The sequence below is a fragment of the Testudinibacter sp. TW-1 genome (genome assembly GCF_050613185.1).
GTDB lineage: Bacteria > Pseudomonadota > Gammaproteobacteria > Enterobacterales > Pasteurellaceae > Chelonobacter.
Genome location: NZ_CP192511.1, coordinates 1,490,572 through 1,514,851, shown reverse-complemented (window position 1 = coordinate 1,514,851; position 24,280 = coordinate 1,490,572). Strand labels below are relative to the sequence as shown.

Here is a 24,280-nt window from a genome sequence, read left to right as displayed (position 1 = left end):
CGATAGATCACACTTTAGACAAATTCTCCATGAATGCAATGGTGGTCGATTTGATCAGGCGAGGCCAGTACATTTAACAATAAACGCACCGCACTTTGCCCTGCGCGAAAGAAACCGAAATTAATCGTCAGTGTATTCGGAAACAGAAATTGCAACAGCTTGTTATCGCCCACGCTGCATACTTGAATGTCTTGCCGCTGTTGCTCTGATAAATATTTATGCACCCCAAACGCCAAGCTGTCGGTGGCACAAACAATGGCGGTTGTCTGTGGCTGTAGCGCGGAAGGTGCAAAAGTATAGCCTGTCAAATAATCTAACTCGCCTAAGTAGGCATGTGATTCAAGCTGATACCGCCGGCAAAAATCCAAATAGGCTTGATGGCGCAGGTGCCCTGTCGTATAGTCTTCGGCAACAATGCCGACATAGCTGATATCACGGTGTCGTTGCTGATATAAACGCTCAAGCAGTAAATTGACTGCGCCGCGATCATCATAATACACGGAGGCGAGGTTAGGATAATGCCGGGCAATGGCAACCAGTTTATGCCGGTAAGGCTCCAGTATCCGCTGTTCTAATCCGGTAAACGCAAACACCACGACCCCGTCAATATGCCGCTGATGAAACGACTGCAAATGCTCCTGAACCAACGCAACATCAAAGCGGCTCTCACTAACGATATGCTCATAGCCTTGCGCTTGCAATTCATTCAACATACCACGCAGCACGCGATTTTCCGCCGGCGAATCAAGGCGGGTGACAATAATACCGATCACCTTGCTTTCACGTTTGCGCATTGCCCTTGCCGAACGAGAAGGTTGAAAGCGATATTGTTGAATCACAGACAGCACTTTTTCTTTGGTTTGGGGGCTGACATTCGCGTCATTATTCAGCACACGCGATACCGTCGATTTACCGACACCACACAAGCGTGCTATATCATTGATCGTCAGTTTATTCATTGAGATCTAAAAATTATTGAATCAAGATAATTAGGGTAAGCCATTTCTAAAGTTAATTCAATCCGCGGCAAAGTATTTCCACCGCCACCGATTCCCCTTGGGTAAGCGGTCGGCTAATCCGTGCGGTTTCGACGCAAATCATCCGGCGGTAATCCTGCGGCCGCATTGCGCTCATTGGCGTTTGCCACGGATTCCACAGCACCATTTCGCCGGCGTTATGATGACGAATTTCAATCGTGCGCGCCAACTGCGGATCGAGAATTTGGTTACGGTCGATATTGTCGCGATAGATACAATCGACCGCACTTTGGATTTTTCGCATGTGCGGCACGTTTTCACTTTGCCCTGTGATGGCGTTAAAACCGCTATCGGACGCTTGCACAATCCCGATCTGTTCAATCTCGCCCACGCGGAAATAGCTGTGAAAGGCAAGTTGTGCCGCTTGTGTTGCATGGTGAGTGAAAATCAGCTCGCACTTTTCGCTGAACAGCATGGTTAAACCCGCTTCGAGCCGGTTGTTTTCATCAAATAAATCAAAAACTAACCGCACTTTGTCTGTTTCAATTCGATACTCGCGCAACTGCCATAAACGCAAGCGTGCGGTGCCGTGAATCGGCATTTGGGCATTGCCGAACCACGGATAGCACAGCGGAATGCCGCCGCGAATCATATTACCGGCGATAAACGGCTCAATTTCGCTCAGCCATAATATATCCTCATTACCCTTGTGCGGTTTCCAGCTCAGTAATTGCGCGCCCTGCAACGCAATTTTTGCCGAGCCGACGGCATGGTCGAGTTGCAGCACCGGGATTTCATGGTAACGATAAAGGCTGAGCGCCGGCGCAAACTGTTGAATTTTTTCAGGTATCATTATTGTCTCCTAATAATAAAAGTGCGGTTTAAACGGTTATCCGTCCTTCGGACACCGCCCTCCGCATGCGGAGGGCGGGAAATTAGACTTTATCAGCCGTCCAACCTTCCCCCACCAAGGGAGAAAGGTTTTTTATTGTCTCGATTGCTGAATCTGTTGCCGCATTTGCTGCATAAAGGGCGCGGTTTGGCGGTAAAAATAACGGTATGAGGCACATAAATAGTTGTGCAAATTCGGCTCTTGTTCGACGGCTACGATCCGATGTTTCGGGCAGCCGCCCTGACACAACGGCAAAAATTCGCATTGGCGACAAAGTGCGGTCAGTTGCTGTTGTTTGTTTGCTCCGAATTGGCGCTGTTGTGGCGACAGCACAATCTCGCGCAGCGATTGTTGATTCAGATTGCCCACTTGATATTGCGGATACACATAGTGATCGCAGCTGTACACATCGCCATTCGCTTCCACCACCAATGAGTTGCCGCAGGTAGGCTGATGTACGCAACTGCCGGACGGATAGCCAAGCCACTGCCCCAATAAATTCTCAAACTCCAATACAAAAATTTGCCCGACATCTTGCGGCTGCCACGCTTGAAATACATCGAATAAAAAGCGCCCGTATCCCTCCGGCGGCACGGAAAACGCGGTGGTTTGACCGCACTTTGGCGCCTGTTCGGTCTGTGCGCACTCTACAATCGGAATAAACTGCATAAAAGTTGAACCGAAGGCTTTTAACGCTTGATAAGTCTCTTTTCCCTTATCCCAATTTTGATCGTTGACCACCGTCAGGGTATTGAAATCCACGTGGTAGGCTTTTAATAATTCCAGTGCATTCAAAACTTTATCAAAGGTCGGACTGCCGTTGTTGGCAAGGCGGTAACGGTTATGCACCGCACTGAGCCCGTCAATCGACAAGCCGATTAAAAATTGGTGCTGTTTGAAAAATTGCGCCCATTGGCGATTTAAGGCAATGCCATTGGTTTGAAACGCGTTGGTAATGATTTTGCCGTTGGCAAATTGCTGTTGTAATGCCACCGCCTGTTTAAAAAAATCCAAGCCCAACAAGGTCGGCTCGCCGCCTTGCCAAGCAAATTCCACCCGATCACCGCTGTGCGATTCGATATAATTTTTAACGTAATTTTTCAGTGTTTCCGGCGACATGAACGGCGTTTTCTTGCCAAAATCCTGCTCTTTTTCCAAATAGAAACAGTATTCGCACTGAATATTACAGTGAAAGCTGCTCGGTTTTGCCATTAAATGAAAATGCGCTTGCGGGGCAAAAAATGACATACTGCGTCCTTGTTTAGTTTGAATTATCCTTCTCCCCTTGTGGGAGAAGGACAGATTTTTGCTTCGTTCAGAAGCGAAAATCAGGATGAGGGGTAAAGTGCGGTTATTTCACCCTCATCCGTCCTGCGGACACCTTCTCCCATCAAGGGAGAAGGAAAAACCGCACTTCCCACGCCCTTTAAATTCATTCAGGGAACGCTATTTCGCTTTATGATTGGGCAACAGTTCGCTAAACAAACCGTTTTGCTTTAACTCTTTGCCAATACGGATCGCGGTTTCGGTTTCGCAACCGGCATACTCGGCAATTTCACGATAGGTCCAATTGTAATAAGGGAAATTGGTGGTTAAAAAACATAAGCTGTCAATCACCCGATCCAACGTGCGCAGATAAGCGCTTTTTACCAGTCTCTGCTCCGCATCACGCAATTCATTGGCTAAGGTTTGCAATAAGAACTTGGTCATTTCCGAATTATGCAGAAAAAACAATTCCAGGCTTTGCGGCTTAATGCGAACGATCTCAGCCTCAATCAGCACCTTGGCATTGCAATGATACTGGTTGTCGCCCAAACCGAACAGCGTGCGAAAACCGAAATAGTCGCCCTGCCGATACAGACGCACCAAGCTCTCCTTGCCGTTATCCAACATATGATACAGCCCGATCAAGCCCTGTTTAACGTAATAAAACTCTTGCGCCACTTCACCCTGCTCATATACGCTCATCCCTTTGGGTAAATTGTGCAGATGAATCACTTGGCAATAAGAAAGTGCGGTCGGCAAAATAGGTTTTTTATCCATCATATTCCTCACAACGTTTACCGGACATCGCTTTATTCTCGACTGCTTTTTAACAAAAAGCAAAGACAAAACAACGATTTCCATCTGCTCTATCTTTGCTTTTTTTCGTTTTTTTGAGCTAGATCTCGTTAATAATCCGATACACCCAATTTTCCAACGGATCGCCCAGCTTTTTCATTTCCACTCGCATTTCTTCCAACATTTCCGCTTTCAGCTCACGGTAACGCTCATCGTAAAACAGATTGTGCAGCTCTTGCGGATCTTGCTTCACATCGTACAGCTCGCATAAATCGGTGGCGTTAAACACCAATTTGTAATCTTTGCGCCGCCACATCCGTTGTTCAAAATAGACAAAATGTCCCGCCAGCTGCGCCAATACGCCTTTGCGGGCGTTGCTTTTCTCGTCGCGCGTGATCGGCAGCAGGGTTTCGCCGTGAAATGCCGGCGGAATCGGCTGTTTGGCAATATCGAACACCGTCGAAGTCAGATCATGCAGATAAATCAAGTTGTCGTCTTGCCGATTGACACGCGCCGCTTGCGGATCTTTGACAATCATCGGAATGTTGTAGGTGGTGTCAAACATAAACTCGCCTTTTTCAATCATGCGATGTGCGCCCATCGCATCGCCGTGATCGGCGGTTGCCACGATAAAGGTGTCGTCATACAAGCCGTTGGCGTGCAAATAGGCGAATAAATCGCCGATCACATCATCAATCAGGGTGATATAGCCCCAGAATTTGGTGATCACCTCTTTCCAATGATCTTCGCTCGCTTCCCACATGCCCCACATTTTGGAAATCGTGCGGTAGTGTCCCGGCTTGCCTTCCAACGGTTTGAAGAAACTGTCGTCCAGCACCACATCGTCTTTGCTGTACATCGAATAATAGGGCTCCGGCACAATGCACGGCGTATGCGGCCCCCAGAAGTTAATCCAAGTAAAGAACGGCTTGTTTTGTTCCAACGATTGCTGAATATAGCGTTTCGCTTCGTCAATGATGAAATACGCAATGGTTTGTTCTTTTGTGCCGGACAATAAACCGCACAGTTCCTGCACCCGTAAGTGCGGGTTGTCGCCGAAATAGGCGTTGCTGACTTCCGGAATCGGGTGGTTATTTTCCAACAGCCATTCGTGATAACGATTGGAATGGGTCGGCGGTTGGTTAAACACCAAGTTTTTATACACTCCGCTGCCGGGATAACCGTAGCCGTCAAAATTATGCCCCTGAATGTCATAATCTTCCGGTACGGATTTTGTGCCGACATGCCATTTGCCGACAACATAGGTGTTATAACCCTCAAGATTGGCGATATTCGGCGCTTGGCGGCTGATTTCACCAGTGCCGCCTTTTTCGCCGTTTTTGATAATGCCGTGCGTAGACGGCATTAACCCGGTGAATAACGAGGTGCGTGCAGGGCCGCAAACGGAAGCCGGGGTAAAGGCATTATTAAAGCGAATGCCTTGTTCGGCAAGTCGGTCTAGGTTGGGGGTTTTGACAATTTGATGTCCGTATGTGCCCAACATATCCTTGCGCACCTGATCCAGTAAAATATAGATAATATTCATTACAACCTCATGTTTGGTGATTTAGCCTAGCACGGCAAAGCCGTACTAGCTTACGCATAGATCAGCCGCTTTGCGGCTGCTTCAGAGAGGCAAAGCCTTTCATCAATGCTTAACCGATTGCGACCGTCGGTCGCTGTCGGATAAAAGAATGCCCGCATTATGGATTAATAATGTGATGTTTTACGCCTGTTTATTTCGCATTACCACCAGCAAGACCGCTTGCAATACGACATACACAGCCAATACCAATAACGGCTGTCCGTCGGGTGAAGCCAAACCTAACGGAGAGAGTAACACGTGTAGCGAAATTAACCCAAGCACTAATGACGCCACGGTGACGCGCACGTATTTCCAGTTGGTTAAATCGACATCACTGCGGTTTACGCTGCTGTCTTGATAAGGCTCGCGTTTCAAAAACTGCCCCAAAATCAACATCACCGCCACATCGAACACAAACAACGCCGCCATCACATACACGAAATTAATCTGAACTTTAAACACCCAAACAATCGAGAAATATAAGATAACGTGTAACAATAAGGCGATTCTTGCCGCCAGCCCCGATACGGTTTTATTAAACAACCCGACCGCAAACAAAGCGACAATCGGAATATTGACGAAACCGGCAAAACGTTTGGTCAATAAGAAAATGCCATCGGTTCCGAACATCAATAACGGTCCGATAATCATGGTCAGCACCGCCATCACCGCCGAGACTTTTTTCGCATAGGTGATCAATTCTTGGTCTGACCGCACTTTGCTGCTGAGCGACGGCAATAAATCCTTGCAATAGATGGTCGCGGCAGAATTTAAGAACGAGTTAAAGGTACTTAAAATCGCGCCGAACAACGCCGCAATAAAGAAGCCTTGCAATGCCGTCGGCAACACTTTACTGACCAGTACCGGATAAGACGTATCCATCGGATTTAAGGTATCGCCGAAGATATGGAAACTGAGCAAGCCCGGCAAGTTTAAAATAATCGGCAAGGTCAGCAAGAATAATGCCGCAATCAAAATCCCTTTTTGCCCGGATTGCAAATCCTTTGCCCCCAACGCCCGCTGTACGATTGCTTGGTTAGTGGTCCAATAGAAGAAATTCACGATTAAAATCCCGGTGAAAATCGCCGGCCACGGCACCGCATCAGTTGCAGCGCCAATCGCATTGAATTTCTCCACATGAGTGGTGGTGATGGTTCTCACCCCTTCGCTGATACTGCCGTCGCCTAAATGGGCTAAAGCAAAAATCGGCACTAATAATGCACCGATAACCAAAAGAATGGCGTTTAGCGTATCGGACACCGCCACCGCTTTTAAACCGCCGAAAATCGCATAAATTGCGCCGACAATGCCTATCGCCATCACGGTATAGACAATCGCCTCGCCATAACTGAGCCCGAATACCACTTCTAAATTAAAGATTTTATTGAAGGCAATCGCACCGGTATAAAGTGCGGTCGGAATGACGATAAACAGATAAAATACCAAGAATAATCCCGACATAATTAAGCGTGTTTGACGGTCAAAACGGCTTTCAAAAAATTCCGGAATCGTGGTATAACCGTTACGCAAATATTTCGGTAATAAATACAGTGCCAAGAAACATAACGGGATCACCGATTGTACCGTCCAAGCAATAATCGAGAAATTGCCTTTATAGGAAACCGCGTTAACCCCGATTAACTGCTCGGTAGATAATGAAGTCAACACCATTGAACAACCAATCACTAATCCGCTTAAACCACGCCCTGCCAGAAAATAACCTTTTGAGGTTGTTAAATCATCGCCTTTCGTTTTTTGCCACGAAATATAGCCGACAATCCCTGTAACAAGAAGAAAACTCACGATTGTAAGGAACATATTACCCTCCGATATTCATCAAATAAGGTATCTGAATAAGATACGGATTTAGCATAATACAGTCGCCTCGCCGGCATTATGATAATTATCATAGCGCTATCGTGAGTTCGATCACAGTTTCCAATAAAAGATAAAAAATGGAAAAAATCTCCAAAAAAATATAACCCGATATGAGCATGATCATAAAGCGGCTTTATTTTTCATCGGCATAATAAGCCAAAAAGTAATAAGGGCTTTACTATGGGCGTATCACTGATTGGTATTTTAATTTTATGCGGAATGCTCACCAATTTAATGTCGGCGGTTTTTGGGATTGGCGGCGGGGTATTAATGGTGCCGATTCTCTATACCTTATTTCCGTCTTTCCCACTGCAAATGATTGCGGCAACTTCATTAACCATTGTGATTGGTACGGCATTAATTAACTTAATTTATTTTTATCAGCAAAAAATTAAAATAAATATGAAGTCGGTTTTATTTTGGTCATTCGGTATGATTATCGGCGTACAATTTGGTTTTGAAGCCAGTTTTTATTTAATCGACAATATCATTATCGGGGTATTCGTCGGCACATTGACCCTGCTCGCACTCAAAACCATATTTATCCCGCCCAAAATGCAAACGGCGCAAAGCAATGCAAATGAAAACCTCAAAGGGACTGCGCTATGTTTGTTTGGCGGCACCATTGCCGGCATGACAGGTATCGGCGGCGGCTCAATCATGGCGCCGCTCTTGGGACAATTGCGCAGTATCAAACCATATCAAATCGCCCCGTACAGTAACTATTTGATGGTAATCGGCGGCTTAGGCAGCCTTTACGGCTACCTCGCCAAGCAACCGCCGTTTCACCTCGATCACATCTGGCAAGTGGGTTATGTCAGCTTTTCAATCGTCATCATCGTTGTACTCAGCTCTTTCCTGACCAGTTTCTTATCGATGAAAATCAGAGGGATTTTAAAACCGGATCTTGCTCGAAAACTACTCGGTTATATTCTATTAATCATTGCCGCATATATGTTATTGATTCATTTAACCAAGTAACAAAAGCGCACTTTACCGCGCCAATCTTAGCAAAGTGCGCTCCGATATTGATCAACCGACAATTTCGTCCAACGCCACTTTACGGTTTTCATTGCGGGATTTGGTACAGGCGTCCGCGGTGGCAATGGCGGCACGGGCTGCTTCGCCGGTTAATAGCTTGGTAAATTCCGCGCTCGGGGTCATGCCGTGCATAATATCGTTCAGATATTGCATTTCTTTGTGCATGACCGAATTTAACCACAACGGGGTGCGTTTGCCCGGCTGTCCGTATTGAATTGCGCCATCCATGCAAGTGCCGGTGTAAATCCGAGTGCGGTCGTCGTCCTCTTCCTGCGTTTCGTGGATTAAGAAATGGGAATCTTGTCCGTTTACGCGCAACGTGCCGCCGCAATGGTACATATCCAGTTTAATCGCGCCCTTTTCGCCTTGGATCAGCACGTAGTGTTCTCCCCAGCGGAAGGCGGAACCCCATTCCAACACCGCAAAACGATTGTCGTCAAATTCCAAATTAAGAAATAACATATCATCTTCATCGCCGAATCGTTCGCCACGGTGAGCAACATTGCCGGCGGTCATGGTCACCGTTTTCGGCATACCGCCCATAATAAACTGCACGCAATCCAATTCATGGATGTGGTGATACAAATGCCCGCCGGATTTTTCACGGATTTTTTTCCAAGAAATACTCGGTTGCTCATCCTCCCACCCGTTTCTTGCCGAGTGGCAATACAACACTTTGCCGATTACCCCCTGCTGAATCAATTCCTTCGCGTGTTGCACCCCATTGAAGAAATTCATAATATGCCCCGCCATAAAGGTGACACCGTTCTGCTCGCAAGCACGCACCATCTCATCGCAGTCCTGATAACTTAAAGCGATCGGTTTTTCGCAAAAAACGTGTTTTTTATGTTTTGCCGCCAGTAACACCGGTTCTTTGTGCAAATAGTTCGGGGTGGCGACAATGACACAATCGACATCGGCGCGACTGACAGCGGCCTCAAGGCTAGGCGCGTGATCGCAAGCCAATTCCTTGGCAATATCATCGCCGTTCGCCGGATCATAAACCACCGTCACCTTGGCATTATCCAGTTTATTCATAATACGGGCTAAATCGGCGCCGAAATACCCCACTCCAATCACTGCATAGTTGATCATTTTCTTTCTCCTAATATTAAGAATATATTTAACCTACTGTTTTTAAATTTAATACAGCTAACATTTACTTGACCGAACCTTCCGATAAGCCTCCGGCGATTTTGTTTTGAATAAAGCAGAAGAACAGCACCGACGGCACAACGACTAATACCGACGCCGCCATCATGTCGCCCCAATCGAGAATTTCCGCGCCGTTCAGCGAGCGCAAAGCGACCGCAACCGTCATTTTGCTGGTGTCATTGACCAAAATCAGGGCATACAAGAACTCGTTCCACGCATTGATAAAGGTATAAATCGCGGTTGCCACAATGCCCGGTGCCACCAGCGGCAATACGATTTTAAAAAACACGGTAAATTTATTCGCCCCGTCAATCCGTGCCGCCTCTTCGATTTCAATCGGCACGGTACGGAAAAAGCCGACCAACAGCCAAACCGCATACGGCACGCTGAACGAGAGATAGACGATAATCAACCCGGTGGTGGTGTTGGTTAATCCGACTTTCGCCATCGCAATCGAATAAGGAATGGCGAGCAAAATCGGCGGAAAAATATAGGTTGTCACCAATAATTTCGACATAATCGCGCCCAGTTTCGGGAAAAAGCGCACAATGCCGTATGCTGCCATCGAGGAGATAATAATCGCAATCAAGGTGGTCACCAGCGCGATAAACAAGCTGTTTTTAATATTGACGGCAAAATTTAGGTTATTAATGACATTATCGAAGTAATCCAAGGTCAGCACTTTCGGCCAGAAACGGGTCGGATCGCCGGTGAGCTCGCCTTTGCCTTTAATCGAGGAAATCACAATCCAGACTAACGGGAAAATCGCGACGAGGGTTGAAACCGCCAAGAACGCGTGCGACAACAGATCGCCTAAAATTGATTTTTTCTTTTTCATTGCTTATTCCCCCTCTTTTTCCCAACGGTTAATCACTTTGAAATAGATAAAGCAAATTAACAGCAGGAAGATAAACAGCAGCACGGTGACGGCGGAAGAACGCCCTAACAGTTTGGTGCCCCAGCCCATGTTGTAGGCGTAAATCGGTAAGGTCATGGTGGAATTGGCAGGACCGCCGCCGGTGATTAAATAGATGATGTCGAAGTTGTTGAACACCCACACCGTTCTCAGCACCACCAATAAACCGATCACCACTTTGATATGCGGCAGCGTGATATGGCGGAATACCTGCCAAGCATTGGCGCCGTCGATTTTTGCCGCTTCATACTGCTCTGCCGGCACGGTTTGCAGCGCAGAAAGCACATTCACCATAATCAACGGTGCGCCGAACCAAATATTGATAAAAACCAAGCTGACGAATGCCCAAGTGCTGTCGGAGAGGAAATTCGGCGCAATATCCATCAAACCCAGCTTGACGATCATATTCGGCAAATAGCCGTAAACGCCGTTTAAAATCCACTGCCAAGAAAAGGCGATGACAATGGTCGGGAACGCCCACGGAATAATCAGCAAAATTTTGTATAGCCATTGCAAATGACGGATACGATGTAATGCCATTGCCAGTGCAAAACCCATTAATACTTGCCCGACCAGCGACAACACCGTCCATTTAATCGAATTGAGAAATGCCCACCAAAAATTGGGATCATTCAATACTGCGCTATAGTTAGCAAAACCGACAAAGGTATAGGACGGCATTACCAGATTTTTATTGGTGAAACTATAAAAAATACTGGAGAGAAACGGATAAACAAACAGTGCCGAAACTACAATCATTGCCGGCAGCACAAAGATCCAGCGTGTGTAGCTTTTTTGAAACATAAGTAGCCCCCTTTCCTGTCACGTTAGGACTGGAAATCAGATTAAGGAACGGTGATGAAGGTGGGTTGGAGCAGACCGAAGCCCGCCCCTCCCCGGAGCGTCTATTGTGCCGTCACCGTGGCAAACAGCTCATTGAGTTGTTTTTCTGCTTTTTGTGCCGCCACCATCGGATCCGTACCATGGGTTACAATCTCTTGGAACATGGCTTCAATGATATGTTGGTTGGTCAGTAAACCGCCCTGCACGCTCGGCCCATGTTCATAACCGATTGCCGTGCCGGTTTTGACCGCACTTTCAATCACCTGTTCCGCATGGGCAAACTGTTTAATTATCGGATTGTCTTTGTACGCCGGATCATCCGAAATTCCGCTGATCGCCGGCAGCATGCCGACCGGCACCGAGCTTAGGAACTGGATATAACGATCTTTTTGATACAAGGTTTCGATAAAGGCCTTGCTGATTTCGGGATGTTTACTGTTTTTCCAAACGACCAGTGGAATATTGGAGGTTTCAATGCCGTAATCCGGATCGCCTGCATTGATTTTCGGGATTGGATAAGCGTCGATCTCGCCTAATAATTGCGGTGAATTCGCCCGAACGCCGCCGATTTGGAAGCCGGAATTGAAATCAAATGCGGTTCTGCCTTGATAATACAGCGTTGCCTGTTGCAACACATTGTAATTAATCGAATCTTTCGGCGAGGTTTCATGATACATTTTCACCCAATATTTGATCCCGTCTTGCACCAGCGGACTGGTCAAATCCACTTTCAATTCAGGCGTTAATAAACTACCGCCGCCACTTTTGACATAAAAATTCAGGAAGCGGGTTGCCATAAAATCATTCGTTCCCATCGGCACCGACAGCCCATACACGCCGTCTTTGGTCAAGGTTTTGGCGGCATGATAGAGCTCATCCCAAGTGCGCGGAACTTGCAGATTGTTTTGTGCTAACAAGTCCTTACGAATCCACATTACCTGTGCGTGCGAATAGAGTGGAATCGAGTAGTTATGATTCTCAAGCGTGCCTTCGTTAATCGCCGCCGCAGAAAACTTGTCCCGTCCGATGGTGTCGATTAAATCGTTTACCGGCTGCAACGCACCGACATTGATCATTTCCACCACCTGATTCGGCAGTGCGGTACTCATATCCGGCACATTGCCGGAAGCCAGACCGGTGGTCCATTTGGTATAGAAGTCATTCCAAGAAAAGGTTTCGATCTTGATTTTGACTTGCGGATGTTGCTGCATAAAATCATTCGCCGCCGCTTGAATCACTTCCAAACGCGGGCCTTGGGTGAACGAATGCCACACCGTGATATTACCCGCCAATTCGCCATTGTTTGCCATCGGCGCCGCACTGTCGCCGGCTGCGGTTTTGTTATCGTCGCAAGCGCTTAACATAAAGGCGGCAAGCACAACCGAAGCAGCTGCCGTGATGATTTTTCTGAATCTCATAAAATACTCCTTATCAATAAATCATGATTGGTTATAAGAGCGATTGCTCGGTTTGCGGATCAAAAAAATGTGCCCGTTTCATATCGAACGCCAAACTGATGTTTTCGTCCATTTTGATCTGCTGGCGCGAATGTACCACCGCTTTAATCGCCTGCTTGCCGATGGCGGTATGTACGATATATTCCGCCCCCAACAGTTCGGCGACATGCACCGGCGAGGTTATCATCGCTTTTTGATAACTGCCCAACAGCAACGGTTCATTGGAAATATTTTCCGGACGGATACCGAGAATCACCGCTTTACCAACCGCACTTTGCGCTTTCAACTGTCGGTATATCTCCTCCGGAATCCATAGACGCTGATGATCTTCGGTAATAAAAAAACCATCCTCGATTTTGCCGTGGATAAAATTCATGGTCGGCGAGCCGATAAAGCCGGCAACAAACAGATTATCCGGATGATCGTAAATCGCTTTCGGCGAACCGATTTGTTTCACCACCCCGGCGTTCATCACCACAATCCGATCCGCCATCGTCATCGCTTCGGTTTGATCGTGGGTGACATACACCGTGGTGGCGTTCAGTTGTTTATGAATGCGGATAATTTCCGCGCGCATATTGCTGCGCAGCTTGGCATCCAGATTGGACAACGGCTCATCCATTAAAAACACTTTCGGCGAACGTACAATCGTCCGCCCAAGGGCAACCCGTTGCCGCTGTCCGCCGGACAAGGCTTTCGGTTTGCGATCCAGTAATTGCTCTAAGCCCAAAATGGCGGCGGCTTCTCTCACTTTGCGATCAATCTCCGCTTTCGACATTTTGCGCAACTTCAATGCAAACGCCATGTTGTCGTAGACACTCATATGCGGATACAGCGCATAGGATTGAAACACCATCGCGATATCGCGATCTTTGGCTTCGACTGCATTAACCAAGCGATCATCGATATAAAATTCACCTTCGGAAATATCTTCCAAACCGGCAATCATGCGCAAAGTCGTCGACTTACCGCAACCGGAAGGACCGACTAATGCAATAAATTCTTTATCAGCGACTTCCAAGTTGAAATCCTGTACCGCCTCAAAACCGTTGTTATAACGTTTGTAAATATGATTTAATGCTAGCGTTGCCATTGGGTTTCCTTTATTCGTGTATTTATTCACTCTTTTTCTGACAAAAGCAGAAAGATGGTTTAAGATAAATCCAAAAACATAAGACATCATACATCTAAATTTGCTTAGACATATGATGTCTTATGTTAGCGAAAAATAAAACGATCTCGATCACAATTTTAACAATTGATTGCAAATAATTTGAGGCCCCGATGATCGCACCTTCTCTATTTACGATGGTCTATGTTCTGCTGATGGGTATCGGATTTCCGATTATGCGCTATATGAGCCTACAGTTTGAGACCATCAATAACAATGCGGTTCGTTTTCTCTCCGGCGGACTATTCCTCCTCTTCATCGTGCTCTTCAAATTTCGCCATGAATGGCAAAAAATAGGCAAAGCCCCGCAATTTATGCTCGGCTTGCTCTTGTTAGCGCTATTTATGAGCGGCAATATGTACTTTTTTATCAACGGAATCCAAGCAACATCCGCCTTAACCGGCAGTATTTTTGGCGTATTAGCCATGCCGCTTGCGATTTTTATTGCGGCAATTTTTTATGCCGATGAACGGCAGCGCTTGAAAAACCGCACTTTTTACCTTGGCGCGCTGTCGGCAATAATCGGTTCGTTCTTATTCATTTTTTATGCCGGGCGCCACGATAACAGCAGCGACTTTATTCGCGGCGCTATTTTCCTGAGTATCGCAATCCTGATCCAATCCCTACAAAATTTAATCGTTAAACGCCTCGCCAAACACTTGCATACCCTGGTGATCAGCGCCATGACCGCAATGCTGTCCGGTTTGATTTTTTTATCTATCGCAGTGTACAGCGGCAAAATTGTTGAACTTGGGCACGTGAGCGGAGGGTTATTGTCCGGGTTGGCGTTGTCAGGGATTTACGGCATTCTGATCGGCATGCTCATGGCATTCTATATCATGCAGCAACAAGGCATTGTTGCTTTCAATATGATTCAATTGCTGGTTCCGATTTCCGCGGCAGTGATGGCTTATTTATTATTAGACGAAACGCTTAATTTTTATCAAATGCTCGCTGCCGTCATTGTGATCGTCGGTTGTGCCGTCGCATTAAAAAAGCAAAAGGGATAAAGCGGATGATTATTCTACTACCAGTGGCAATATTAACCTGACAATGCACATAAAATGTTTTAATATCGACGATAAACATAAGACATCATATATCTATCCCAACGATAGAACATTTTCTGAAAATGAAAAAATTAACCAAAAAAGCGGCAACCTTAGCACTACAAGAAAAAATCAAGCAGCTGATTTTAGACAACCAGCTAAAGCCGGGCGATTTAATGCCCACGGAAAATGAGTTGATTGAATTGCTCGGCGTAAGCCGTTCCAGCTTACGCGAAGCGATCAAGTCATTGGAAGCATTGCATATTTTGGATATCCATCACGGCATAGGAACCTTTGTCGGCGAGTCTTCTTTAGTGCCGATGATTCGCGGACTGGCGTTTCATGCGCAATTACACCTACATAACGACATCAAATGCTTATTGGATATTCTTGATGTGCGTGAAATTCTCCAATACGGTTTTGCCCCGATTGCGCTGGCAAAAATCAGCGATCAACAAGTTGAGCAATTGCAAAGTTTGGTCGCCGCGATTGAAGCGAATGCCCGCGTCGCCGCCTTTTCCGATGAAGAAGAGCGGCAAATTCATTTATTGGTTTATCAAGCGGTCGAAAATCATCTGCTGTCGCAATATCTCGACGCATTTTGGCAGATTTATCAGCTATTAGAACATGAATTACCACCGAATACCGTTGCCGCTTCGACGATCGCCATGCAATACCGCGAATGGGTGGATGCGATTGAAGCACGCGATCTGGAAAGAGTGCAACACGCCATTTTGGTTTACTTTCAACGAATCAGACAACGTTTAACCACAAAGGAAGCATAAGCATATGAACACCCTTAACATCGCTTTGGTCGGTTGCGGATTTTTTGGGCAGCAACTGGCGTTGGCATTTCAGCAGTGCGGTGCAAAAATCGTCGGCGTGACCGACATCAACCACCAATTAGCCGCTAATTTAGCCGACAAATTAACCTGTAATGCTTACCTGAACTGTGAAGACATGTTGGCAAGCCAACACCTTGATCTGGTGCTGATCGCCACTTACAATTCGGCACATCGCGCCGTTGCCGAAGCGGCATTAAATGCAGGAAGTGCGGTATTTATCGAAACCCCGTTTGCAACCCGGATCGAGGATTGCCGGCGCATTTTACAACACGCCGAGCAAGTCAAACAGCCGGTATTTATCGGTCATGTCTTGCGTACGCTGCCCGGCTTGCTGAAAGCAAAACAGCTGATCGACGAAAATGCCTTGGGCAAAATCACCGTTGCGCGCGCCAACCGCCAGCGGTGGATTGATTCGGCACGCGATAAAGATTGGTGGAAAAACGATATCAACCTCACCGGCGGCAAGTTATTACATGAAATCCATGAACTGGATTTGCTGTGCTGGCTATTGGGCGAAGTCGATTCGGTCTATGCCCAATCCAGCAATCGCGCCCATCCCGACACGCCGGACAATCACGATATTATCCAATTGCTAATGCAATTTAAAAGCGGCGTATTCGGTTCGTTGGAAATGGGCACCGCCTACCGCTTACATGAATGGGGCATTGCGATTCACGGCGAACTGGGATCACTGGTGGTGAATTTTTTCACCTCGACCCTGACACTCTCCTTTGCCGACGGACATCGCCGGCAGTTTAATCTATACGATGAATTCGAGGCTGATCTCTCGATGCGCGAAAACGGCAAAAGCATACAAAAATATAATCAAATCAATGGGCTGTGCCCTTTTTGGTTAAGCCGTGCCGTTGAAATCGAAGCCTTAAGCGTGATAAACCACCTCCGGCAGCAACAAGCCAGCGTATTAAACCACAGCCCAATGCGTGCGGTCTGCGTCGCCGTTGCCGCCAAACGTTCGATTCACGAAAAAGCTTTAATTAAGGTCGAATATTAAGTGAATTTCGACTTGATTCGCATTTTACTTAACCGCACTTTTTAGTAGAATCCCCCCGACTTCCACCACAAAGGGCAAAATATTATCGAAACATGGCAGCGCGGGTTTGTGTTGCACCGCAGACCCTATAACGAAACCAGTCTGTTGGTCGATCTTTTCACCGAAGAGAGCGGGCGTTTGACCGTGCTGGCAAAAGGCGCGCGCGCCAAACGCTCGACGCTGAAAAGCCTGCTGCAACCGTTCACGCCATTACTGTTGCGTTGGTCGGGACGCGGCGGGCTGAAAATCCTGACCAAAGCCGAAGCCGCTTCGCTGGCGTTGCCGTTGCAGCATACCGCACTTTACAGTGCCTTTTACATCAATGAGTTAATTTGCCGGGTGATTGAAAACGAAACCGCTTATCCGCAACTGTTTCAAGATTATCTCGCTTGCCTGACCGCACTTGCGCTCAATCAACAGCAAGTCGAACCGCCATTGCGTAAATTTGAATTTCAGCTGTTGCAAACATTAGGCTACGGTGTGGATTTTTTGCATTGCGCCGGTTCGGGCTTGCCGGTTGCGCCGGAGATGAGCTATCAATATCGCGCCGAGCAAGGCTTTATCGCTTCGTTAATCAAAAACAATCAAACCTTTTACGGCGACGAACTGTTGGCATTTGCGGCGTTGGAATTTGAACAGAAACACATTCTGCAAGCGGCAAAACGCTTCACCCGCATTGCCCTCAAACCCTACATCGGCAGCCAACCCCTGAAAAGCCGCGAGCTGTTTCAAGGGGTTTTACCGGGTAAAATGAAAGGCTAAGTTAGCCTTTCGCACGCAGATTAAACTCCGCCAACGCTTGGTCAAATTGTTCGGCAACGGCGCTATCTTCAGCAGAAAACAGCGATGAGGTAATGGTGATGAAAGAGCAGATTAAAAAGCCCGGAATAATTTCATACAGTTTCGCCAGATCCGTCCAACCGAGATACTGCATTAACGGGCTCCAAGCCACCACGGTCACTGCCCCGGAAAGCATGCCCCACAGGGCGGCGGACGAGGTGATATTACGGTTAAACAGCGATAAAATCACCACCGGTCCGAATGCGGCGCCGAAGCCTGCCCAGGCATAAGACACCAGCTTCATCACGCCGGAAGAGGGGTCTTGCGCGATAAGAATCGCAACGGCGGCAATCACCAACACCATCAAACGCCCGACCCAGACCAGCTCATTGCTGGAGGCGGTTTTGCGCAGAAACCCTTTATAGAAATCTTCCGTTACCGCCGCAGAACACATTAATAATTGTGCGGATAAGGTGCTCATCACTGCCGCTAAAATAGCTGACAACACCACACCGACAATCCAAGGATTAAACATCAAACGGGATAATTCGATAAACACCGATTCTGCATTATTTAATACGATTTGATTGGCACTAAAATATGCCAAGCCGAAATAACCGACCGCCACCGCGCCGCCAAGACACAAAAACATCCAAGTAATCCCGATTCTGCGCGCATTTTGCAACGATTGCACCGAGTCCGCCGCCATAAACCGGGCTAAAATATGCGGCTGTCCGAAATAGCCCAAGCCCCAAGCCAGCGCCGAGATCACGCCGATACCGGAAACATTGTGCAGCCAGTTGGCATATGGAATACCGGTCATTTCCGATTTTACGGTTAATGCCAAATTGATGTCTTCCCAGGTTAAATGCAGCAACACCATCACCGGCGCCAACAATAGGGCGAAAATCATTAACGTGGCTTGAATGGTATCGCTCCAAGAGACCGCCAAATAGCCGCCGATAAAAGTGTAGGTGATGGTTGCCAACGCGCCCAGCCAAAGTGCGGTCGAATAATCCAGCCCCAGCAGGCTTTGAAACAATTTTGCGCCGGCAACGACACCGGAAGCGCAATAGATGGTGAAGAAAAACAAAATAATCGAAGAGGAGATGATTTTCAGCGCTTTCTTTTGTTGCGGGAAACGCTGGGCAAAAAATGCCGGCAAGGTGAGCGCATTTTTATATTTTTCGGTAAAAATCCGCAAGCGGCCTGCCACCACCCGATAATTCAAATAAGCGCCGATCGTCAAACCGACGGCGATCCAAGCCTCCGACAAACCGGATAAAAAGATCGCCCCGGGCAAGCCCATCAGCAACCAGCCGGACATATCGGAAGCGCCGGCGGACATTGCCGTAACGAAGCTGCCCATTTTGCGCCCGCCTAAAATGTAGTCGTCAAAATTTTGTGTGGAACGGTAGGCATAAATGCCTATCCCCAAAATAATCAGCAGATATAACCCGAACGTAGTATAAATTTGATAGTTTTGCATGGTTCTTCCTATAAGGTTATTGTTCTTGTGTTGCCATCAAAGAGGCATTTCCGCCGGCTGCGGTGGTGTTTTCACTGCGCGAAAATTCATCGTAAAGCGGCATAATGTCCTGTGTTTGCCGCCAATCGTAACATTTAAAAATAACGTCACGGCTTTGCTGCAAAGCCAAGCGTTGCGCTGCGCTCAACGGCGCTAAAAACACGCCTTTTTGACAATCTTTCCACTGCGCGGCAATCCGTACGCCGCTTTCTTGCGACTGCGCCAACGGATGCGACGGTTCGACCACAATCGAGAACCCGTGCGCCCGTAGCTTCGCCGCCGCCTGTTGCGCCGCTTGAAGATCGCCGTTTAAAATCGCCACCTCGCCGCTAAAATAAGCCAGCGTATTTTCTTCGCCGGTAATACTGTCGAGTTGCGGTGTAGCATGACGCAAGTTTTTTTCATCCCCGAAACGGCTGTAGTAATCGGTTGTGCGGGTCAGGCGCTGCAAATAAAATTCGCCGCCGGCTTTCGGACCGGTGCCGGACAAGCCGTGTCCGCCGAACGGCTGCACGCCGACCACCGCACCGACAATGTTACGGTTTACATAAAAATTCCCGCACTCGAGATGACTTTCGACAAAATCAATCTGCTTGCGGATTCGGCTATGGCAACCGCCGGTCAACGCATATCCTTTTGCATTTACCGCCTGCAACTGCTGCGCCAACTGCGCTTTACGGTAAGGCACGATATGCAAAATCGGGCCGAACACTTCCCGTTGCAGCTGTTGCAAATCATCCAGCAGGTAGATCGCCGGTGCGACATAGTGGGCTTGTGTTTGCTCTTCGGTTTTATCCGCACTTTCCAATTCGGTATAACGGCGCGCAAGCCCGCGCATTTTGGCTTTGTGCGCCAACAGATTCCGCTTGGCCTCCTCATCAATCACCGGTCCGATATCGGTAGCCAACAAGGCGGGATTGCCCAGTGTCAGTTCTTGCAATGCCTGTGCCAACATCGTGTAGAGTTTATCCGCCACTTCTTGCTGTAACAACAACACGCGCAATGCGGAACAACGCTGTCCGGCGGAATCGAAAGCCGAACTCAATACGTCCGCCACCACTTGCTCGGACAACGCCGACGAGTCCGCCACCAAAACATTTTGTCCGCCTGTTTCGGCGATTAACACCGGTTCGTTTTCGGCTTGGGCGCACTGTTCGGCAATCAGTTTGGCGACTTCGCTCGAGCCGGTGAAGACGATCGAATCAAACGGCAGCTTGACCAACGCCGCACCGACATCGCCTGCGCCCAAGATCAGCTGTAAGGCGCTGCGTGGTAAACCGGCTTGATAAAACAAGTTGACCGCGGCATAGGCAATTAAAGACGTTTGCTCCGCCGGTTTGGCGATCACCGCATTACCGGCAGCGAGGGCGGCGGCAATTTGCCCGGTAAAAATAGCCAACGGAAAATTCCACGGCGAAATGCAAAGTGCGGTTCCCCTTGGCGGCGCCAGCCTGCCGCGTTGCTGCAAATCGTCTAACTGAGCGGCGTAATAACGCAGGAAATCAATCGCTTCACGTAATTCGGCAATGGCATTCGGCAAGGTTTTGCCAGCCTCCAAAACCGCCAGTTTCATCAATAAGCCGTGATGTTGCTGATACAAATCCGCCGTTTTACGCAAAATCTCTGCACGCCGTACCGCACTTTGCGTTTGCCATTCGCTCTGTCGGGCGGCGTTGAAAACCGGTTCGAGATAATCGGGGGCGAAAAACGCCACCTCGGCAACCACTTGGTTCAGATCCGCCGGATTGCGCACCGGGTGCGGCGTTAAATGGCAGGCTTCGCTGTCCACCGCCGATAGCGATCTTGCGTTGGCAATCTGCGCTTGATTAAGCGCCTGCTCCAACTTATCCAATTCCAATTCATTGGTGAGATCAAAACCCGACGAGTTGAGCCGATCGGCAAACAGCGCCGACGGCGCACGCACCGCCCTGTTTTCCTCTCCTTGCGAAACGGCGTAATGTTGCCAAGGCGGTGTCATCAATTGTGCCGCCGGTATGCTTTCGTCGACCAATTGGTGCACAAACGAGGAGTTCGCCCCGTTTTCCAGCAAACGGCGCACCAAATACGCCAGCAAGGTTTCGTGCGTGCCGACCGGCGCATAAATCCGAACCAGCCGGTTGAAATCCTGTCGGTTGATCAGTTGGTCGTATAACGTTTCGCCCATGCCGTGCAGACATTGAAATTCATACCGCTTGTCGCGCCCCAATTCGTAAACCGTACACAGCGTTTGCACATTGTGGGTCGCAAACTGCGGATAAACCACATCTTGCGCCGCCAGCAATTTCTGCGCGCAAGCCAAATAGGCAATATCGGTGTGGTTTTTCCGGGTATAAAGCGGAAAGCCGTCCAAGCCGTCGGCTTGCGCCCATTTAATTTCACTGTCCCAATACGCCCCTTTTACCAAACGGATCATTAAATAAGCCGATTTTTCCCTCGCCAGCGCAATCAGATAATCGATCACATAAGGGCAGCGTTTAGAATACGCCTGCACCACAAAACCAATGCCGCGATAACCTTTCAGCTCCGGTTCGTCGAGCAGTTTTTCGACCAGATCCAGTGACAACTCCAGCCGGCTTGCCTCTTCGGCATCGATATTCACGCTGATGTTGTACTGCTTTGCCAACAAGTATAGCCGTTTCAGTTTGGGATAAAGCTCCGCCATCACCCGATCATATTGCGCGCGGCTGTAGCGCGGATGAATCGCCGATAACTTAACCGAAACGCTGTTCGCCCGGTAGATATCGCTATGCGCCTCTTTGCCGACGGTTTCAATCGCGGCTAAGTAGTCTTGGAAATAGCGCTCGGCATCCGCTTGGGTCAGCGCCGCTTCGCCCAACATATCGAAAGAGAAGCCGTATCCTTTCTCCGTACGCTTTTTCGTACGGTTTAACGCCTCTTGGATATTAATGCCGGTGACAAACTGCTCCCCCAGCACTTTCATCGCCTGCACCATCGCCAACCTCATCATCGGCGCAGAAAAACGGGCGAAGCTGCGGGTCAAGGCGCCGGACAACGTTTCCGGATCAAAAGAGCGGCTTAAATTTTTACCGAGCAGCAGCCCGTAACTGGCGGCATTGATGAAAAAAGAGGAGGATTTGCCGATATGCGCGCGCCAATCGCCTTCTTTTAACTTATCGTGAATCAATTCGTCACGGGTTTGATTGTCGGGAATCCGCAGCAAGGCTTCCGCCAGACACATCAACGCTATTCCCTCTTCGTCACCCAACGAAAACTCTTTCATCAGCGCATCTACGCCGTACTCTTTTTTCTTGATATTTCGCACACGGTTGATCAGATCAATGCCGTTTTGCCTGATCCGCTCTTGCTGTTCGGCGCTGAAAACCAAGGTTTTTTGTAACGCAGCGACGGCATCTTTTTCATTAATCCGATAGTGTTTGCTGATATTTTGACGTGACGGGGGGTAATGTTTGGCGAGATGAAATTGCATGGCACAGCCTCTTTGTTAAATAATTATTAAAAATTAGCAAAAAAAACGTTGCTCGCAAATCCCATTATCATCGTTTTGTGAAACCAATCACTGTTTTCTTGATTATTCTATCCTCTGCTGAGATCTAAACTCAAAAGTCTACCTCGGCAGCCACCGCTGAAAAGCCGTGAGCTGTTGCAACGCGTGCCGCCGAGTCGGTTGAAAGCTAACCAATTAACTCTTACACGACAACCCTGTGCGCGGTGTCACCCCGAAGAAATTTTTCGCATTCGGTTTAGTGGCTAACGGGCTGTTTGCTTTGGTCGGGAGTTTGGCGTCCATTTGCCACGCATTCCAACCGCCGTCATACACCATGGTATTCTCCCAACCCGCCATTTGGGTCATAAACCACGGAATGCCTGCCCGCCAGCCGGTGCCGCAATAAAATGCCAAGCTGTCGCCTTTATTGATACCTTGCGTTTCCCATAATGCAAAAATCTCTTTCGGGTTGCGCAATGAGCCGTCGGGATCATAATAATCCGCCACATTGGAGGAATCGGTGCCGGCAAAGCCCCAAACCGCCCCTTCCAGTTCGCCTTTGCCGTCAATGTAATCATAGCCGCTGATCTTGCCTTGATGTTCGTCCCAAGCACGGATACTGACCAATTTCAAACCTTCTTGTTGTTGCTTATCACGGGCTTGTCGGGCGGTATTAATCGTCAGTTGCGGCTTTGCCGGAATGGTTGTGCCGAACTGACTGATCGGCGTCGGGATATTCACGGCGGTATCAATCGGGAACTCATTGTTGATCCACGCATTCACGCCGCCGTTGAGAATTCGCACATCTTCCACCCCCGCCCATTTTAACGCCCACAGCACACGAAACGCGGCAAGTTGGTTTTCCGAATACAGCACCACGGTTTTATCTTTATGAATGCCGTTTTTTAATAAATTGGCTTCAATCACTTGCGGATCGGATAAATTCCACACCGGTCCGTTTTCAATCCAGTCGGTATCAAAATGATACGCTCCGGACACGTGCTGTTTGTAGCCTTGCGCTTGCTCCACCGGGCCCCAAGAAACGTGGAACACCATAATCTCTTTGCCGGAATCGGTTTCCGGTTTTTTGCCGTCTAATGCGTCTTTCAGCCAACCGGCGGAAACGAGCAATTGATAGTTCGGGAAGGATTCGAGCGGCGTTTGCGGATCGTTGGCGTAATTGATGAAATCTTTAAACAACCGCACTTGATAGCCTTTGGCGATAAATTCGGCACTGACGCGCTCCAAATTATCCAAGTTGTCATCATATAAAATAATGGTTTTCTCTTTAGTGATACCTTTGCCGGCGGCGAAACTTTCAAAATAGTCCGGTTGAATTGCGTCCAGCCAATCCACCGTGAATTGCACCGCATTCGGAATATGCCCGCCGCGTACCGCATTCGGGCTTTTGAAACCGTTGTAAAAACTGTCGCCGCGGGTATCCACAATCACAAATTCAGGATTATTTTGCGCTTTTAATACATCGGCTTGTGAAATATCGCTGGCTTTTTGTTCTTTACAGCCCATTAATAACGTTGAAATGATTAAGGTTAACCCGCTGATCTTAAATAAGTGCATAAACGCT

At 48.1% G+C, this 24,280-nt stretch carries 19 protein-coding genes; 5 read left to right on the top strand and 14 right to left on the bottom strand.

The features are described 5' to 3' along the window. Nucleotides 1-14: 14 nt before the first annotated feature. From treR to ACQ31U_RS07270, 6 genes are all read right to left on the bottom strand, one after another. Nucleotides 15-959: a trehalose operon repressor TreR gene (gene treR / locus ACQ31U_RS07295; protein ID WP_431050724.1), complete on the bottom strand. Its 945-nt coding sequence runs from the start codon at nucleotides 957-959 to the stop codon at nucleotides 15-17. Between the two features lie 52 nt (nucleotides 960-1,011). Then, nucleotides 1,012-1,830 (bottom strand): D-hexose-6-phosphate mutarotase, encoded by an 819-nt coding sequence (locus ACQ31U_RS07290; protein WP_431050722.1) that lies wholly within the window; start codon nucleotides 1,828-1,830, stop codon nucleotides 1,012-1,014. Between the two features lie 132 nt (nucleotides 1,831-1,962). Next, nucleotides 1,963-3,117 carry an anaerobic sulfatase maturase gene (locus ACQ31U_RS07285; RefSeq protein WP_431050720.1) on the bottom strand — a complete coding sequence of 385 codons (1,155 nt, stop codon included), beginning with the start codon at nucleotides 3,115-3,117 and terminating at the stop codon, nucleotides 1,963-1,965. 198 nt (nucleotides 3,118-3,315) lie between these two features. Beyond that, nucleotides 3,316-3,912 (bottom strand): Crp/Fnr family transcriptional regulator, encoded by a 597-nt coding sequence (locus ACQ31U_RS07280; protein ID WP_431054304.1) that lies wholly within the window; start codon nucleotides 3,910-3,912, stop codon nucleotides 3,316-3,318. Nucleotides 3,913-4,030: 118 nt separating this feature from the next. Beyond that, nucleotides 4,031-5,476, bottom strand: a complete 1,446-nt coding sequence (locus ACQ31U_RS07275) for a sulfatase-like hydrolase/transferase (protein ID WP_431050718.1) — start codon at nucleotides 5,474-5,476, stop codon at nucleotides 4,031-4,033. 180 nt (nucleotides 5,477-5,656) lie between these two features. Beyond that, complete coding sequence (locus ACQ31U_RS07270; RefSeq protein WP_431050716.1) at nucleotides 5,657-7,333, bottom strand: solute:sodium symporter family transporter; 1,677 nt, start codon at nucleotides 7,331-7,333, stop codon at nucleotides 5,657-5,659. A gap of 240 nt (nucleotides 7,334-7,573) precedes the next feature. Between ACQ31U_RS07270 and ACQ31U_RS07265 the strand changes: the two genes are divergently transcribed. Continuing rightward, on the top strand, nucleotides 7,574-8,374 hold the full coding sequence (locus tag ACQ31U_RS07265) for a sulfite exporter TauE/SafE family protein (RefSeq protein ID WP_431050714.1): 801 nt from the start codon (nucleotides 7,574-7,576) through the stop codon (nucleotides 8,372-8,374). Nucleotides 8,375-8,425: 51 nt separating this feature from the next. Here the strand turns inward: ACQ31U_RS07265 and ACQ31U_RS07260 are convergent, their stop codons facing one another. From ACQ31U_RS07260 to ACQ31U_RS07240, 5 genes are all read right to left on the bottom strand, one after another. Continuing rightward, the gene (locus ACQ31U_RS07260) at nucleotides 8,426-9,529 is read right to left on the bottom strand and encodes a Gfo/Idh/MocA family protein (RefSeq protein ID WP_431050712.1); all 1,104 of its coding nucleotides are present in this window, start codon (nucleotides 9,527-9,529) and stop codon (nucleotides 8,426-8,428) included. A 64-nt stretch (nucleotides 9,530-9,593) separates the two neighbouring features. Beyond that, nucleotides 9,594-10,427 (bottom strand): carbohydrate ABC transporter permease, encoded by an 834-nt coding sequence (locus ACQ31U_RS07255; RefSeq protein ID WP_431050710.1) that lies wholly within the window; start codon nucleotides 10,425-10,427, stop codon nucleotides 9,594-9,596. A 3-nt stretch (nucleotides 10,428-10,430) separates the two neighbouring features. Further along, complete coding sequence (locus tag ACQ31U_RS07250) at nucleotides 10,431-11,309, bottom strand: carbohydrate ABC transporter permease (RefSeq protein ID WP_431050708.1); 879 nt, start codon at nucleotides 11,307-11,309, stop codon at nucleotides 10,431-10,433. A gap of 101 nt (nucleotides 11,310-11,410) precedes the next feature. Continuing rightward, nucleotides 11,411-12,766 carry an ABC transporter substrate-binding protein gene (locus tag ACQ31U_RS07245; RefSeq protein WP_431050706.1) on the bottom strand — a complete coding sequence of 452 codons (1,356 nt, stop codon included), beginning with the start codon at nucleotides 12,764-12,766 and terminating at the stop codon, nucleotides 11,411-11,413. A 31-nt stretch (nucleotides 12,767-12,797) separates the two neighbouring features. After that, nucleotides 12,798-13,898 carry an ABC transporter ATP-binding protein gene (locus tag ACQ31U_RS07240; protein ID WP_431050704.1) on the bottom strand — a complete coding sequence of 367 codons (1,101 nt, stop codon included), beginning with the start codon at nucleotides 13,896-13,898 and terminating at the stop codon, nucleotides 12,798-12,800. A gap of 191 nt (nucleotides 13,899-14,089) precedes the next feature. Here ACQ31U_RS07240 and ACQ31U_RS07235 point away from each other — a divergent pair, with 191 nt between their 5' ends. The 4 genes from ACQ31U_RS07235 (at nucleotide 14,090) to recO (ending at nucleotide 17,683) form a co-directional block, all read left to right on the top strand. Beyond that, nucleotides 14,090-14,986: a DMT family transporter gene (locus ACQ31U_RS07235; protein ID WP_431050702.1), complete on the top strand. Its 897-nt coding sequence runs from the start codon at nucleotides 14,090-14,092 to the stop codon at nucleotides 14,984-14,986. Between the two features lie 122 nt (nucleotides 14,987-15,108). Next, on the top strand, nucleotides 15,109-15,810 hold the full coding sequence (locus ACQ31U_RS07230) for a FadR/GntR family transcriptional regulator (RefSeq protein ID WP_431050700.1): 702 nt from the start codon (nucleotides 15,109-15,111) through the stop codon (nucleotides 15,808-15,810). A gap of 4 nt (nucleotides 15,811-15,814) precedes the next feature. Further along, entirely contained in the window at nucleotides 15,815-16,882 is a 1,068-nt protein-coding gene (locus ACQ31U_RS07225) for a Gfo/Idh/MocA family protein (protein ID WP_431050698.1), read from the top strand. A gap of 81 nt (nucleotides 16,883-16,963) precedes the next feature. After that, the gene (gene recO, locus ACQ31U_RS07220; protein ID WP_431054303.1) at nucleotides 16,964-17,683 is read left to right on the top strand and encodes a DNA repair protein RecO; all 720 of its coding nucleotides are present in this window, start codon (nucleotides 16,964-16,966) and stop codon (nucleotides 17,681-17,683) included. A gap of 1 nt (nucleotide 17,684) precedes the next feature. Here the strand turns inward: recO and putP are convergent, their stop codons facing one another. The 3 genes from putP to ACQ31U_RS07205 all read right to left on the bottom strand — a co-directional run bounded on the left by putP (nucleotide 17,685) and on the right by ACQ31U_RS07205 (nucleotide 24,273). Then, nucleotides 17,685-19,190, bottom strand: coding sequence for a sodium/proline symporter PutP (gene putP / locus ACQ31U_RS07215; RefSeq protein ID WP_431050696.1), 1,506 nt, complete (start codon nucleotides 19,188-19,190; stop codon nucleotides 17,685-17,687). A gap of 16 nt (nucleotides 19,191-19,206) precedes the next feature. Next, a complete protein-coding gene (gene putA / locus ACQ31U_RS07210) occupies nucleotides 19,207-22,677 on the bottom strand; it encodes a bifunctional proline dehydrogenase/L-glutamate gamma-semialdehyde dehydrogenase PutA (RefSeq protein WP_431050694.1) in 3,471 nt (1,156 codons plus the stop codon). 213 nt (nucleotides 22,678-22,890) lie between these two features. Further along, a complete protein-coding gene (locus tag ACQ31U_RS07205) occupies nucleotides 22,891-24,273 on the bottom strand; it encodes a rhodanese-like domain-containing protein (RefSeq protein ID WP_431050692.1) in 1,383 nt (460 codons plus the stop codon). Nucleotides 24,274-24,280 lie beyond the last annotated feature (7 nt).